This is a genomic window from Chitinophaga rhizophila, from assembly GCF_019492185.1.
Taxonomy (GTDB): Bacteria; Bacteroidota; Bacteroidia; order Chitinophagales; family Chitinophagaceae; genus Chitinophaga; species Chitinophaga rhizophila.
In genome coordinates this window covers 344,323-359,033 of record NZ_JAICCF010000006.1, presented here as the reverse complement: position 1 = coordinate 359,033, position 14,711 = coordinate 344,323, and the positions used below count along the sequence as shown (strand labels likewise).

General features: G+C 47.9%; 17 protein-coding genes. 9 read left to right on the top strand and 8 right to left on the bottom strand.

What is annotated here, in order from left to right:
• Nucleotides 1–29 precede the first annotated feature (29 nt).
• Nucleotides 30–1,613 (bottom strand): flavin monoamine oxidase family protein, encoded by a 1,584-nt coding sequence (locus K1Y79_RS27975; RefSeq protein ID WP_220253524.1) that lies wholly within the window; start codon nt 1,611–1,613, stop codon nt 30–32.
• A 149-nt stretch (nt 1,614–1,762) separates the two neighbouring features.
• Here K1Y79_RS27975 and K1Y79_RS27970 point away from each other — a divergent pair, with 149 nt between their 5' ends.
• Nucleotides 1,763–2,734, top strand: coding sequence for a tetratricopeptide repeat protein (locus K1Y79_RS27970; protein ID WP_220253523.1), 972 nt, complete (start codon nt 1,763–1,765; stop codon nt 2,732–2,734).
• A 288-nt stretch (nt 2,735–3,022) separates the two neighbouring features.
• Here the strand turns inward: K1Y79_RS27970 and K1Y79_RS27965 are convergent, their stop codons facing one another.
• Complete coding sequence (locus tag K1Y79_RS27965) at nt 3,023–5,281, bottom strand: InlB B-repeat-containing protein (RefSeq protein WP_220253522.1); 2,259 nt, start codon at nt 5,279–5,281, stop codon at nt 3,023–3,025.
• 493 nt (nt 5,282–5,774) lie between these two features.
• Between K1Y79_RS27965 and K1Y79_RS29375 the strand changes: the two genes are divergently transcribed.
• Nucleotides 5,775–5,900 carry a hypothetical protein gene (locus K1Y79_RS29375; protein WP_262903206.1) on the top strand — a complete coding sequence of 42 codons (126 nt, stop codon included), beginning with the start codon at nt 5,775–5,777 and terminating at the stop codon, nt 5,898–5,900.
• A 184-nt stretch (nt 5,901–6,084) separates the two neighbouring features.
• A complete protein-coding gene (locus tag K1Y79_RS27960; RefSeq protein WP_220253521.1) occupies nt 6,085–6,639 on the top strand; it encodes a hypothetical protein in 555 nt (184 codons plus the stop codon).
• Here K1Y79_RS27960 and K1Y79_RS27955 read toward each other — a convergent pair.
• The 5 genes from K1Y79_RS27955 to K1Y79_RS27935 all read right to left on the bottom strand — a co-directional run bounded on the left by K1Y79_RS27955 (nt 6,636) and on the right by K1Y79_RS27935 (nt 10,208).
• Nucleotides 6,636–7,367: a metallophosphoesterase family protein gene (locus K1Y79_RS27955; RefSeq protein WP_220253520.1), complete on the bottom strand. Its 732-nt coding sequence runs from the start codon at nt 7,365–7,367 to the stop codon at nt 6,636–6,638. The two genes, K1Y79_RS27960 and K1Y79_RS27955, sit on opposite strands and share 4 nt — an antisense overlap.
• Nucleotides 7,368–8,297 carry an ADP-ribosylglycohydrolase family protein gene (locus tag K1Y79_RS27950; RefSeq protein ID WP_220253519.1) on the bottom strand — a complete coding sequence of 310 codons (930 nt, stop codon included), beginning with the start codon at nt 8,295–8,297 and terminating at the stop codon, nt 7,368–7,370.
• Nucleotides 8,298–8,303: 6 nt separating this feature from the next.
• Nucleotides 8,304–8,846 (bottom strand): RNA 2'-phosphotransferase, encoded by a 543-nt coding sequence (locus K1Y79_RS27945; protein ID WP_220253518.1) that lies wholly within the window; start codon nt 8,844–8,846, stop codon nt 8,304–8,306.
• Nucleotides 8,847–8,850: 4 nt separating this feature from the next.
• Nucleotides 8,851–9,396, bottom strand: coding sequence for an NADAR family protein (locus K1Y79_RS27940; protein WP_220253517.1), 546 nt, complete (start codon nt 9,394–9,396; stop codon nt 8,851–8,853).
• Nucleotides 9,397–9,530: 134 nt separating this feature from the next.
• The gene (locus tag K1Y79_RS27935) at nt 9,531–10,208 is read right to left on the bottom strand and encodes an NUDIX hydrolase (protein WP_220253516.1); all 678 of its coding nucleotides are present in this window, start codon (nt 10,206–10,208) and stop codon (nt 9,531–9,533) included.
• Nucleotides 10,209–10,398: 190 nt separating this feature from the next.
• On the opposite strand from K1Y79_RS27935, the gene K1Y79_RS27930 reads away from it, so the two are divergent.
• The 6 genes from K1Y79_RS27930 (at nt 10,399) to K1Y79_RS27905 (ending at nt 13,959) form a co-directional block, all read left to right on the top strand.
• Nucleotides 10,399–10,665: a hypothetical protein gene (locus K1Y79_RS27930; protein WP_220253515.1), complete on the top strand. Its 267-nt coding sequence runs from the start codon at nt 10,399–10,401 to the stop codon at nt 10,663–10,665.
• Between the two features lie 58 nt (nt 10,666–10,723).
• Nucleotides 10,724–10,987: a DUF6520 family protein gene (locus K1Y79_RS27925; protein ID WP_220253514.1), complete on the top strand. Its 264-nt coding sequence runs from the start codon at nt 10,724–10,726 to the stop codon at nt 10,985–10,987.
• A gap of 174 nt (nt 10,988–11,161) precedes the next feature.
• Entirely contained in the window at nt 11,162–11,995 is an 834-nt protein-coding gene (locus K1Y79_RS27920) for a hypothetical protein (protein ID WP_220253513.1), read from the top strand.
• A 115-nt stretch (nt 11,996–12,110) separates the two neighbouring features.
• Nucleotides 12,111–12,599, top strand: coding sequence for a hypothetical protein (locus tag K1Y79_RS27915; RefSeq protein ID WP_220253512.1), 489 nt, complete (start codon nt 12,111–12,113; stop codon nt 12,597–12,599).
• Between the two features lie 11 nt (nt 12,600–12,610).
• A complete protein-coding gene (locus K1Y79_RS27910; protein ID WP_220253511.1) occupies nt 12,611–13,570 on the top strand; it encodes an HTTM domain-containing protein in 960 nt (319 codons plus the stop codon).
• Nucleotides 13,571–13,599: 29 nt separating this feature from the next.
• Entirely contained in the window at nt 13,600–13,959 is a 360-nt protein-coding gene (locus K1Y79_RS27905; protein WP_220253510.1) for a hypothetical protein, read from the top strand.
• Nucleotide 13,960: 1 nt separating this feature from the next.
• Here K1Y79_RS27905 and K1Y79_RS27900 read toward each other — a convergent pair whose 3' ends face one another.
• Nucleotides 13,961–14,629 carry a DUF1345 domain-containing protein gene (locus K1Y79_RS27900; RefSeq protein WP_220253509.1) on the bottom strand — a complete coding sequence of 223 codons (669 nt, stop codon included), beginning with the start codon at nt 14,627–14,629 and terminating at the stop codon, nt 13,961–13,963.
• Nucleotides 14,630–14,711 lie beyond the last annotated feature (82 nt).

The window sequence follows — 14,711 nt, the reverse complement described above, 5'->3', positions numbered from 1 at the left end:
TCGTTTTGGTTGTAAAAAATGTCTATAGGTCAGCTGCCAGTGGCAGTAGGGTACGATACGCGTTGTTCTGTCATACGGGCATGTATATCTGCTACCGATCTTCTGGCCGATTCAAATGCACCGGCCATCCAGGCATTGAGGTAAGTCGTATGTTCGCCGGCAAAGTATACCTGTTTATCCGGTTGCAACAGGCTTTTGTAAAAGGTCTGCCTGGTTGCGCCTGTATATAGCGCCCATCCGCCCATACTGTAAGGCGTTTTATGCCAGCTTACGGAGAAGGACTTTTCAAACTCTGCAGGGTATTGCGGATGTATTAGGCTACCTTTCTCCAGCGCCAGTTTTTCCCGTTCCGCATGCGTGAGGTTACCCACACGTTTCGCCTTCTCATGGAAGTTGTAATAGCCGAGCAGGATCCCTTTTTTGCTGAGGTAGTCGTAGGAGGGATAGAAGATTTGTGTCAGTTCATTGTTGGTATGTGTGATACCACCAAAGATCTGTTCATCTTCCTCCCAGAATCTTCTTTTAAATTGCATCCCGATCTTGCCGGTTACAATGTATGGTACGTAGTCAATAGCACGGCTTACATCGGAGGAGAAGTTATGGCGGATGTTACTCAATACAGGTAATGGCAGCGTGCAGATGCAGGCATCACCTTGTATTTCACCGGTACCCTTCTTGTCTTTGTAGATAATTTTTACGCCTTCCGGCAGATTCAGGATGTCTGTCACTTCACAGTTGTAGCGGATCATCTTACCTATCCGCTGTTCAAATGCTTTTGATATGCTGTCCATTCCACCGATAGCCTGGAACATAGTCATCTGTAGTTCGTACGTGTATTCGGCTACGTTATAGAAGTCCGGATCTGCGAGTCCCGAGTTGATAATTCCTGCCAGCGTGTGCGGACTGCCGATCTTACCTGGTTTATCTCCCGCACCGGGATGTTCCGTGAAGCCTCTTCTGTCAGAGGCTTTGTATAGCTTATCAATGTCCAGTCCACCTTCAGCACGCAGGTATTCCAGTATTTTCTGGGTATCTTCTCTGGTCAGTCCGGTGTCGATCTTCTGTTGATCGATGGCTTTCGCGAGTAGCTCCATGGTGTATCCGCGGAGGTCATTGTGTATTTCCCTTGCCCTGACTTTTTTATTGGACAACGGGCCTTTTCCTTCGCTGAAGAAGTAGGAGGCTTCGTTTATGTTGTTATATACCTGGATGGGCACCTGCAATTCCCGGCAGTAGTGCATGGTCAGGTCATGATGGTGGGGAATACGGGAGGGGCCTGCGTTAAAGTACATTCCCGGGTCGAAGGCAGCCGTTTGTGGTGCAATGTCCGTTTCCTGATGCACAGTACCTTTCCGTACGCTCCAGCAACGGCCTCCTGCCCTGTTACGTGCTTCAAGTACGGTACAGTGATAGCCGAGTTTTGTCAGTTCGTAAGCGGCGGCTAATCCGGCTAGTCCGGCACCGAGGATGACAATACGTTTGCCGTTCCCGTTACCGGTAAGATTAAATGCGTGTGCGGGAGCGGGTTGCAGCATCCCCAAAGCCAGCATAGCGGGATAGGCAGCCGCCACTTTCCCTGTCTGGGATAAGAACGCTCTTCTTGAAATTGACATTTTGGTTGATATATAAAAATCCTGAATACTTCGCTTCTTCCTGTAAATTAGAAATATTTGCTGACTGTTGTCCGGAATTTATTCAAATGGTATTATAAATAATATGTATATAATTTGTATATCTTGCAGGACAATATAGTAAAACCGATATGGGCTTTTTCGCTAATCTATTTAGCCTTAGAAACATCAGGAGAAGGCGGGGGACAACTGCTGCTGCATTAACAGACGTAGACATTTTTGACAAAGAATTTCTGGCTGCCGCTTCCCGGTATACCAGCCGGCCCAAAGAAGAAATGAGCATGCGCGTACGATCGGAAGAAACCAACGAGGTAATTCCTTTTGCACTTGCCTTTCCGGAAGCATTTGAAGAATGGAAGCAGGTGAAAGCCATTTGGGACAAAAGAGGGATCATTTACAAGGTATTAGACAACTCCATCCGGGAGTCCATGAAACTATGGCAGGTAATTGAGCGTTACAACATCGATAGGTATCCGGAACAAGCTCTCAAGGTAGCGGCAGAATATGCTACCGGCCCAGACCTGACAGACGCTAATTTTCACATGGCGGTGTCCCGGGCCTATTTTATCCTCACCCGGTATAAAGAGGCAGAAGAAAGGGCGGAAAAGGCCTTAAGTCTGGCTCCTAATCATATGAAGGCGAAAATATTGTTAGGAGATATCTGGCACTACACCCACAAACAGGAACGTGCACACGACCTGTATAATGAAGTGCTCAAGATAAAACTCTCCACCGACCACCGTAAATCACTCACTATCCGGGAAATGGTCGGCTTCGATAACGATCTGCTCCACTCCCCGGTATATGCTGTTGCAATGCTCAGAAGCGAAGCTGCCATACCCGAAACCGCCTGGGATGAGGTCGCGGGCGAGTTTTATCACTACCCGCATTTCCGTTCTGCCCATGCGACCTACCTCGTCCAGAAAGGCGATTACATGAAAGCATTCGCAAAATTCATGACCCTCAGCCGGGAAATGCCCTGGTTTAAAGAAGGAGTCATCAACAGCTACAGCCTCATGCAACAACTCGGACTGGAACCGCAACTGCCTGAAGATAAGGCGCGGCTGGAAGAGATTATCCGGAAGGAACACTGGACGGTGTAAGGAGGACGTGGTACTTTGTATGTAGTGCTGTCTTCTTACGGAATTTGCGGATTAGAAGATGCGATGATGAACTTGCATTATACCCCGGACGAACAAGCTTTGGTTATACTTCAAACACATCTCGAACATGGATACTACACCGAAGCTCCAAGCGACCTTGTAGCGACCTCCAAGCGAGCTCCAAGCAATTGCAACATTGACGCGGTGACTGCTTACAACAAGAAATCCTGATCTGTATAGATCAGGATTTTTAGCTAGGGAACTACCGATGTTTATTCGGTAAAGCGTTTACTGTTTCACTACCCGCAGGGTTTCACTACCACCCTCCCGCTCTACACGGAGGAAGTAAACAGCCTTCACCAGCCTGCTGCAATCCACATTTACCTGATGTTGACCCGCAGGATAGAGCTGATGAGAAATATTATTGATCAATGCACCACTTGCGTCGAATAAGCGCAACGCTACACGTGTCTCTTTTTTGTTATAGAAACTGATCGTCGCATTGTTCACTACCGGATTCGGATAAATACGCGATGCCGGCTGCTCAACGGTCGTACCCGGCGCTTCATGTTTGTAAGAGAAGCCATCGATACGTGAGCTGCTGCATGTACCTGCCGCCGGACTATTCCCCGTCACTTCCAGCCAGTCAATATTGGCAAACTCACCGGAAGACGCCGTCTCGATACGAACGGTATTCGTACCTGCTGCCAGCGTAGCAGTCACTGCGCCGGTTGTTGTCCAGGTAGTCCAGGAGCTGGTTTTAGGGAATGCGACATTCGAGATTACAGCATTACCATTTACCAGTAGCCTTGCGGTGGTAGTCACATTTGCACCGCCATTCGCATACCTCCAGATAAACGAGTATGTGCCTGCTGATGGTACGTTAATACTGTAATTCACGCCCTTGGCTGCGGAGTTGGACAGGTTGATATAGTATCCGCCGTCAGCACCGGCATAGCTGTTTTGCCTGCTGCCATCTGCTCCACAGTAACCGCCTGTTGACGTCGCGGCATCTTCAATATGCAGCGTATTACCGCCGCCACCCGGATTGCTGCCGGTAAAGGTTGCCGTTACAGACAGATTGGAGTTCATAGTAAGCGTTGTCGTGGTACTGGTGCCACTGGCCGCTCCGCTCCATCCAGAGAAAGTATAGCCACTGGCAGGTACCGCTGTTAATGTTACAACAGTACCCGGCGTATAGGAATTTCCCGCCGGACTCACACTCACAGTACCGCCGGCAGATGGCGAAGCGGTTACGCTTAAAGAATAAGTACCCGGATTTGTGGTGCTGCCCGACTCACGCGCGCCGATGTCAGGAGCAGATCCTGTATATGTAATGCCATTAGCAGTAACTCCTGCATTAATCAGGTCACTACCCGCAGCCAGTGCCAGAAAGTTGCCCAGGTTCGGACTACCATCTGAATTTTTACCTACTGACGGTGAAGTGGAAACAAAGTCAGCGCTGCTTACTACCAGTCCGCCGGCATTAGTGCTTACCCTGTTCTTCCACCATACATTACTGTTGCTCACATCCGTACCATTACTTTTATCACTGGCACCGGCATTGAAAGAAAGGTTATTCCTGAAAGTGGCCGTACTGCCTTCTCTGAAATTGAAGTTGGATTGTGCGTTATTGTAACTGGTGTTGTTGCTGAACTCAATATTACCCGGATTGTTATTGTCCGTAAATCCATGTTTTCCGTTATTGAAAGCAACACAGCGTCGTACAATGTGATTCACCGCAATGCCTGAGCCACCCAGTTTGAAGCCGTTCTTATCGCCATTGCCGGAAGTGCTGCCGTTGCTTAATGCGCCGTTGTTATAGGCTACGCAGTTCTCAAGTGTTACAACGCCAATAGGGCCGGTTTCGTCTTTGGCGTAGAAGTCCCATCCATCATCAATGTTATGATGTGATATACAACCCCTGAATATATTACCGGGGCCGCAGGTCAGTTTCGCTGCGAATCCATCAGCATCTTCATTATCCGGATCCTGGTTGTCAAAAGCTTCACAGTTTAATATCAGGTTATTGGAAGGCCATGAACCAATAGTCGTGTTGGACGTAACATAGCGGCTGAGCTGTAATCCGCTGTCGTGATTCTTACTGAAAATACATCGCTCGATGATGTTATTATTGCCAGCCAGCAGCATACCATTATCTCCTGCACCGGTGATAGTAACACCTCTGAAATGCCAGTAGTCGCCATCCAGTACTACACCGCGGTTAGCATCTGCAATAGCCTGTGCTGAGAAGTCTATTACAGGTACTTCAGTGTTATAGGCATACACCTTTTTAGTGGCAGATGCCGTGCCGTTGTTAGTAGCAGGGATGATGACAGAAGCTGAAAAACTGTAGTTGCCTCCTCTCAGAAAGATAGTGCCGCCAGCGGGGATAGTGGCTAAGGCATTAGCGAGTGTAGTAGGTGCACTGATGCTGGTACCAGGGCTGGAGGCAACACCTCCTGGAGCAACGTACAATGTAGTTTGAGCGTAAGACATACCTTCCCCGAGAAGGCATGCAAGTGCCAGTAGTAGTTGTGTTCTCATAACGGGACGTGGGTTTTAATTGTTCCTGAAATTACAGGATTTGCATACTGTCCGCTCAGAAGCCTGCGTAATTATTTACGCAAACGTTCCCACTCTAAAATGGACAAAAAACAGCTACTGTCAAGGTGTGATGTATACCCTCCGCACCCCGTCGGCGCTTTTTATGGCTGCGTGTAATCCATCAGCAGAAAAGAGCGGAAATCAGCTGACTGCTACTGATTGCGTTTATCAAACGGTATCGCATATACTATTTTATGATGATCCTCCTATATTTTAAGATACACTAAAAGGTGCATACCGCTTTCCGGAAACCGGTACAATAACATACCACGCTGCACACAAGCACGTTCCGGACTACAGTTCAGCCCGCGGGAAGGCAGTCAACTCCAATTGTAACTCCTGCTCCAACTTCCTATATTCATTGAAGGTCGATGTTGTGCATGTTCTGACTTAAACCTCGATAGGCCGGTTTTTGCTTTAACATAGCGTCTTTATGACAGCCGCTGTGTACCTGTTACTGCCAGTTTATGATCACCATGATAAATACTGGCAGGGTAGCTGTCTGATGCGCATGATCATCCATAGTAAAGGAGGCTGCAAACGCGGCAATATGGCCTGATTGCGGGATTGGTATGAAAACGTGTTGTATGGGCTTGTATTTCGTAAATAAAGTGATACTTTAGTCTTGTAATTCATGTGAAATGCAAACATCCCTTTGTGCCTTAGGTCTCTTGCTTTTATTAGCATGCAATTCCACTGTTGAGTCCCCAAAAGAGAAAGCTGGTGCAATACACGTTAGTAATATGGGCGGACCACGTATAGATACAGAAATGATGATATTAGGCGCTCCGCCTGCAGGGTTGGAGCTGATACCTGATACAGTAGATATCACCGGCGACTTTAATGGAGACGCTATCATTGATACCGGCTATGGTGTGTTTTATGCGAAGAAAGGCCGCGAGTCAAGTGGAGAAGAAGACGGCCGTTCAGATATGGAGTATCAGTATATAGTACGCTTCCGTCAAGCGGATATTACGGCAATGCCAGTAGTTACCGGCAGACATATCCGGCTGATCAATGAAGGTGATCTGAACAATGACGGGAAAGACGAGATCTCTATATTCGAGCAATCCATGCAGGCGTGTACTTATACTGTCAGTACCTGGTCTTTCGATGGTGTAAAATGGAACAGGATCAGTAACAGCTGGACTATACCTACAGCCTGCGAGTATATCAGTGATGAAGAATTACAGAAAAGGATTGTACTGGAAGATGGTACTGTATACTACTATGAAACAGACATCACCGACAGCGATTTTCCACTTGTCAGAAAGGAATTACATATCGCCAGGCGTTAGCGGTTTCTGCCTTTTTCATTCGGATACAGCTGCTGTACAGGATCGCTCTGCCAGAACTTTTTTGTTGCGATATCCATGGCTGTGAGCTTGCCGTAGAAGGCGGCCCCGGTATCCACATTCCATACATTACATCCCTGCATAGGAACGTCTGCATCATAGTTCAATGTAGGGGTATGACCGATGAAGATTTCGTTGTATAGCAGCAGGCGTTTTGGAAAGAGTTTGGAGTCTTTCTTAATCCTGGTGTCCATTACTACAGCCATTTCCCAGAGAGTTCTGTCCCAGCGGGTACTGGCTTCGTAGCGTTCCATTGCAGGCCCGTGCATGGATGTAAATCCTGCGTGAATGAACAACCGGTTTTCCGTATCAATCACGTATTCCTTCATAGCATTGTAGAAGGCGATGTGTATGTTTTTCTGTTCCTGCGAATAGGAGGCGTAGCTGTCAACAGTGGCTTGTCCGCCGTTAAACAGCCAGGTTGGGTCAGGAGTGGAACCCATGAGCCATGATTCACACCAGGCGTCATGGTTTCCTTTTATGAAGATACAGGAGTATTGTTTGTCGAGTTGCATCAGGTAATCGATCACCTGTGCGGATTGTGACCACCCATCTACATAGTCTCCCAGAAAGATCAGCGTATCAGCTGCTGCCGGTTGAATCTTTCCGAGTACCTGTTCTAATGCTTTCAGTGCGCCATGTATATCTCCAATTACGAACGTCCTGGCCATTTAACTGTAAATTTTGGCCTGCAAGTTAGCAATCAGTACGTCAATTGCCTCTCTTTTTGCTAAAACATTTAACCATTCCCCGGGAATATTCGTCCAACCGTAGGTCAGCCCTGCCAGTCCGCCGGTAACGGCTGCTGTGGTATCTGTATCTTCTCCGAGATTAACAGCTTTCAGTACTGCCCCGGCATACGAGGAGGTATGGAGCAGGCACCAGATGGCAGCTTCCAGGCAGGATACCACGTATCCGCTACCCCTGATGTCATCTTCCTGACAATCAGCTAACTTCCCTGATAGGGTACGCTCGTAATGAGACATTTCTTCGTTGCTGAGAAAGGCAGGAACTGTTTTGCAGATAGTCTGGTAGGCTTGCTGCGGAGTTTCCCCCTGTAAAATGGCGCGAGCCATCTCCAGATAGATAAAGCAGCCGTTCACAGACCGCAGGTGGCGGTGTGTGAGGGACGAGACGTCTTTTGTGTGCCTGAAACGTTCTTCTACCGGCATATCTTTGATATAGAACAGTAGGGGCAGGATACGCATCAGGGAGCCATTCCCGTTGCTGTATTCACCGTCTCCGCCTGCCAGTACAGGAGGAATGTTTTGTTGTAAACGTTCAATAGCCTCGCTGGTGGCAAATCCGATGTCAAACACGGTAGCATGGGGCGTCCAGTAGGCATAGTATTTCCAATTGACGAAGCGGGTGGCCAGGTTACGGAGGTCGTAATCACCACACAACATCTCTGCAAGACAGAACGTCAGCGAGGTATCGTCTGACCAGGTACCGGCTGGTTGTCCGTGGGTACCATAGGCACGCATATCCGTCACGGGGTTTTCTGCCAGCGACCGGCGGGATCTAAATTCCACCGGTACGCCTAATGCATCTCCGGTGGCCACACCCAACAGAGCGTCTTTGATAAAATGATGGTTACTCATGAGTCATTAAAATTCAATGTAGGCAGCGGGTACATGGTCTGTTAGCCATACGCCATTGTCTGACAGGTAAAATAGATAGCCATCCCGGTGCATTTGTCCCGTACGGATAGTGAGTATCACCGGCAGGCCTCTGCGGCTGCCAACGGAAATAGCGGTCTGTTTGTCACGGCTGAGGTGCAGGTGCTGACGGCTCATTTTCTGCAGTCCTTCCTGACGGATGTTGTCCAGGTATTTGCCTACAGTACCATGATAGAGGTATTCCGGCGGAGTCACAGGGGGCAGTCCGAGGGATACGTCTACCGAGTGGCCCTGGCTGGCACGGATCATAGTGCCGTCTGCGCTGAAAGCGAAACGTTTTTTGTCATTGGTGTCAACTACTGTTTTCAGCTGGGCTAATGTCAGCGGTTTGTGGTTTGCGTGCATTCGGGTTAGTAGTTCCTGTACATCTGTCCAGCCGTTGGCATCGAGTGTAATGCCGATGGTGTCCGGCTGATGTCGCAGCACCAGGCTCAGAAATTTGCTGATGCTTTTGATTTGTTGTTCGTTCATCTCATTATTGTGTTAATTGGTCCCTGACCTCCATCAGGGCATATCCGAGGAGGTTCTGACCTTTCCATAGTAAAGGGTTGGCAGCATGTTCGTGGGCAGCGCCCATGCCGATACCCCATATCCTGTCCAGCGGACTGGCCTCTACGAGGATCGTATCGCCTGTGCTGATTAAAAATTCTTTTAATTTGGGGTGTTGGGAGAATTTGAGCAGATTGCCTTCCACTACAATATTGAACTTCTCTGCATCCCATTTAACCGGATCAAAGTTTTTGACTTTCCTGCCTAGTTGTTTGGCAATGGCCGGAGAGGGTGCCTGCAATATTTCCTGCTCTATAGCTGTATCGGCAAACAGGCGGGCCTTGCCTGCCATCATCCAGTGTTCTGCGGTGATATAGGTGTGGTTGTCAGCCGTAAATGCAGCCGGCCACCACTGACTGAAGCAGCTTTTAGTTACATCGCCGGGTTGCCCTTTATGTCCCCAGAAAAAAGTGAAGTTCAATTTTTCTTTCGTATTGTATCTGCGGATTAACCAATCGTTACTGTATTTCATAGTTGTACGTTTATCTGAAAACTGTTCTGCTTCAGCTGTTTATTAAAAGTGTACAGGTCCGGATGCCGGTTTTGTGCGCCTTCCCGTTTGGTACCAGTACTGATGATGTACGCTCAATCGGGTGTTTCCTCCTGTTATACGTTTATCTGAAAACTGTTCTGCTTCAGCTGTTTATTAAAAGTGTATAGGTCCGGATGCCGGTTTTGTGCGCCTTCCCGTTTGGTACCGGTACTGATGATGTACGCTGAATCCAGGATCTTTCGCCTGAAATTCCTGCGGTCGATAGTAGTATCGAGTATACACTCGTATAATTCGTGCAGTTCAGGCATTGTAAATTGTTCATCTAACAATTCAAAGCCCACAGGAAAGTAGGTGATCTTGGAACGAAGCCGTTGAACGGCCATATCGAAGATGGCACGGTGGTCGAAGCCAAGTTCCGGCAGCTCTTTGATATTGAACCAGGCTACGTCATTGGCCATACTACCTGCTGCTATAGCTACTCTCGCCGGATTTACAAGAGCATAGTAGGCTACGGCAATAGCGCGTCCGCGAGGGTCGCGTTCCGGTTCGTCGAATGAATACAGCTGTTCCATGTAGACGTCATCCATACCCAGTTTGGTCTTAAGAACCCTTGAGCAGGTATCACGAAAGCGTTCTTCCATTTGAAGAAATGCGCCGGGCAGTACCCAGCCATCTTGATAGGGAGCTTCTTTCCTGTTGAGGAGCAGGACAGAAAGCTGTTGTTTGCTATAACCGAATACGACCAGGTCAACGGCAAGAGACGGGTTTTGATAACTACTGAAAGGCTTCATTTCATCTTTGTGTTAATCTGACGCAAAGATAGGAAATATTCTTTTATCATTTTAACAACTGCTGTGTCAGTGCAGCATGTTATCATACCTTTGTGGCAACAATAAAGGAAAGACGGCCTTTTATCATCCATGAAAATTTAGGTACCCTGTTTTATTCTTGTTAACCTCATCACCTTCAAAATGTAAACCCATGAAACTGAAAAATGTAAGAAGCTTGTTATTGGCAATGGCCGTAATTCTTGGTGCTGGTTCTGCATTGGCTACCACTGTACAAAAGAACATGCAACGTGAGGAGACCAAATACTATTGGACCGGTACAGGCTATGCTGTTGCCGGCATAGAAGATTATGATTACATCTGCGAATGGTCTCAGTTTGGTGTCTGCACGTATGTAATTGATCCTGCAACAGGTCAATATAAAATAAATAAATACGGTAAGATTCGTTTCCTAAGATAACAGGATATTTTCCTCCGGCTTGTTAACCTCTGTTCATCTACCTAAATCTAATCCGGCAATGAAAAAAGTAAAATTCTCGTTAATGGCGCTGGCCGTTCTGGTGGCTGCGGGATCTGCAGTAGCAACAAACATGCAGACTAAGTCCGAACGTGCCGAAAAGAAGTATTACAGGGCCAGCAATGGTCAGTTTTATGAAGCAGGTGTAAAGGACTACGATTACATATGTGAGTGGGCGCATTTCGGCGTCTGCACATATACGTTTGACAGCGCAACCGGTACTTACCGGGAAAGTGAGTCAGGTCGTATTTTGTTCCTGCGATAGTATAACTATATGTAATTGAAACAACAGATGAGCTGTATCGCCGGTTCATCTGTTGTTTTTATAAGTTTTGCGTATTTATACGTGGCAAAACAGGTGTTTTTGCACTTGATGGGAAGGGTTAATTGATGGAATTTTGTGTCAACGATTTCATTAATAACCACAAACCCCAAAAAAATGCGCAAACATCTATTGTTCGCAGGTGTGGCCGCTATGGCCGCTCTGTCACTCTTTTCGTGTAAGAAAGAGCAACACATCAACCCCGGATCATCAGACAATTCCACGACAACAGCTGGTGCCAGAATTGCCGGTACTGACGAACTGGACGCCATCCTTAAAGACCTTTCTCCAGAAACCTATCTGTTAACCTGGGAAGGCTTACCCGCAAACGACTACATCACCAAAGCACGCTACGGCAGTTTATCTGACGAGACCCAGTATTTTGGCCCTGGTGGCCGTGCGCCATTCCCTGAACTGGCAAGGATTGGTTACGAAAAGATTCCATTTAAGAAGATCTGGATCGGCCCTTGCCCAACCATGATTCCTTACCTGGACATCGCCAAGCGTATCAGTGACCTGGCCGTAAGGGTTGACCCCAAACAGCTCTTTGATCTTGGTGTTTATGAAGTAGGTAGAGGACAGCAACTGCTGGCCACCAAAAGCTTCTTTGCCGCCGGTTCACGCCTGCAGGCTGACGTTGTTGACCAGAAAGTAATCGGAACTGCCTCGCTGGACAGGTTCCGCATATCTGTCCCCGCTGGTGCATATCCACATTTTACCCGTGGATTCTATGGTACTGCAGATATTACACAGCTGCCTGCCGGTGCACGTCTGACCGTATACACCGGTTTGAAATGGGAAGATATCCTCAAAAGGAGGTTTCCTAACCTGATCGGTTGCTTCGATCCGCAGATACTGAAAGGTATCCGCTCCAGATTTGCCCGCCTCGATCCAAGGTTTGGTAAGCTGGTGATTGAAGAAGTGGCAGGAGGAGCAGTGATCGGATTCTAAACTAACAGGGAATGAAGAATAGGATAGCCAGTCGTATACAGGCTGTCGGACACCCTGCAGGCAGCTGGCCCTCCTGTTCTTCATTCCTGATTCCTGACGGCTAATTCTTTTTTACATGTTAAGTCTGAAACACCGCTTCTGGCTCTTCATCGCTACCTTCCACCTCACTGTAGCTGCCCTTCACGCTGCACACCTGGAAGAGTGGTTTGATGAAAAACCCTGGCTCTTAAAACAACTGACAGCCTATGGAGATTTCACGGGAACCGGGAATATCTTCAGCTTTTTTGCACCACACGTCGGCAATGAAATTGCGGTTGTATATACCCTGGCAGATGGCAAACACCAGGAAGTGACCCGGCTGGAAGGCCCTAATACCGAAAGTAACCGGCGCATCCAGACGATCTACAATTTCTTCAGTATAGAAGAAGCCCAGCCGCTGCTTGCCAAAAGCTGTGCAGCCTACATGTTACGGCAGCATCCTACCAGTAATATGGTACGGGTGACTGTCATTGATAAGAAAATACCCGATATGGCAGCATTCCGCGCGGGCAGTCAGCCCAGATGGGAGCCGTTTCTGGTAAAAGACTTTAGAGTGACCCGATAAAACACCCCTTTATGATACGACGTTTCTTCCTGGCTCCTTCTACTGGCGGAGCACTGGCCTTTTTCAGAATTGCCATCGCCCTGCTGGGACTTGTGCAGGGCGGCTGGCTGATAGGCAGTATTGCCATGTTATATGGCCCTGAAGGGCTGATTCCGTGGTCTGTGAGCAGTGGTATTGTTGATTCCTATATGCCGCAATTATCCTGGTTACAGCCTGTTGCCGGTGCCACAGGTATCAGTGCCGCTACGTTAGTGTATGCCTTGATGGGGCTTTATCTGTGTAGTCTTGGTGCATTGCTGATCGGCAAGTTCACCCGCTATGCCGCCTTCATAGCCTGGGCAATACAGTTTACCTTCATCAACACCGGTTTTATGGGGGCATACGGAGTAGAAACGTTTATACATATTGCGTTGTTCTACTGTATCATCATGCCCGTGGGTGAAGTATTCGCCTGGGATAAACTATCCCTGCAAACTAAACCTGTGGAGAGTGAGTGGAATACCCTGTCGCTGCGGGTGTTGCAGATACACCTCTGCCTTGTATATGTTGCTTCCGGTGCTGAAAAAGCTATGGGTATACAATGGTGGAACGGAGAAGCTATCTGGCAGACCCTGATGCAGGCCCAATTCTCCCGCTTTGATATGCGTTGGATGGCCAACTTCCCTTTACTGGCGAAAGTAATTGGCTGGAGTACCCTCGCCCTTGAAATAGGATATCCCTTCTTTATCTGGTGGCGTCGTACGCGTCCTTACGGTTATGTTGCTATCGTATTGTTACATGCCAGTATTGCCATCTTTATGGGGCTGCAGCTCTTCTCTGCTATTATGATCATCTTTAATACAGCAGCCTTCGGATGGCCCTATCTGAAAAGCGCCTACTATTCACTGGTGCAACCCCTGCGGGAAAGAAAGCGGCTGCAAAGGGCAGAATTGCTGGCAACGCACGCTTTTTCCCATGAGTTTGAGATGTAGTATATTCGAAGGAAAGGAGGTGTTGTGTCATGCTCAAAACAATCCTGAAGGCGGACTGTATCCTTGGCGGTGTTACCGCCATTACAGGACTGGTATGCAGTCACTGGTTGTCTGACTTCCTGGGTTTACCGGCTGACCTGATCCTTATTATTGCCATTATTACCCTGGCTTATGCCGGTGTTGCATTAACCCTGGCGCTTCAGCAGGAAGTAATAATTCCCTTACTGAAGATATTGATCTATGCCAACTGGGTATGGGCTTTTATTAGCCTGGGTATACTGTATTACTATAGCCCCGGCGCTACTATCTATGGAGTCATCTTCCTCGTATTACAAGTGATGGTCGTAGGCCTGCTTGCCTACCTTGAAGGGATATATATGCGTGGTTAGCTTAATGCCTTAACCCGGCCACCAGGTTGATCGTCATCGCCACTACAAAGGTGTTTAACAGGAAGGAGATCAATCCGTGCAACAATCCTATACGCCGTAACTTACGTGCACTGATCTCTACATCCGATACCTGGAAGGTCATCCCGATCACAAAGGAGAAGTAGGCAAAGTCTAGGTAGTCCGGGTTAGGCTCCTTTGTAAATTCCAGTCCGCCGGCATGCTTTTTTGCATTATTCTCATCATCATCATAGTAAATATGTGCATAGTGAAAGGTAAACATTGTATGCACCATTGCCCAGGATAACAGGATACCGGCAATAGCTACCGGTACGTACAGCAGCTTGTCGGTTTGCTGCGCTTCGTCAGACAGCATCAGTAGCAATACCATCAGCATACTGGCAAAACAAGCCAACACGATGATAATGAAGACAAAGAGGCGGCTGCCATCCTCTTTTCGGGCATATCTGCGGATATCTTCTACCGTACGGCTGAATAAGACAATCCAGCAGGTAATATTGTAGATAAGGGCAAAAACGTCCCATAACAGGACAACACGTATCAGGGGAGTCAGGGATGCGGCCTGCGTCAGTAGAAAAACGATTCCGGCAATGCCCGCACTGATCAGGACCCGGTGTATGGGATGTAATTTGACAAAGAGGTTGCTCTTCATGGAGGAACAGAATTGTCTTTAAAGGTAGGTTATTAAGAATTAGTGCGCCAGTACCACGCTCCTTTGTCAGGTAGTAATATTA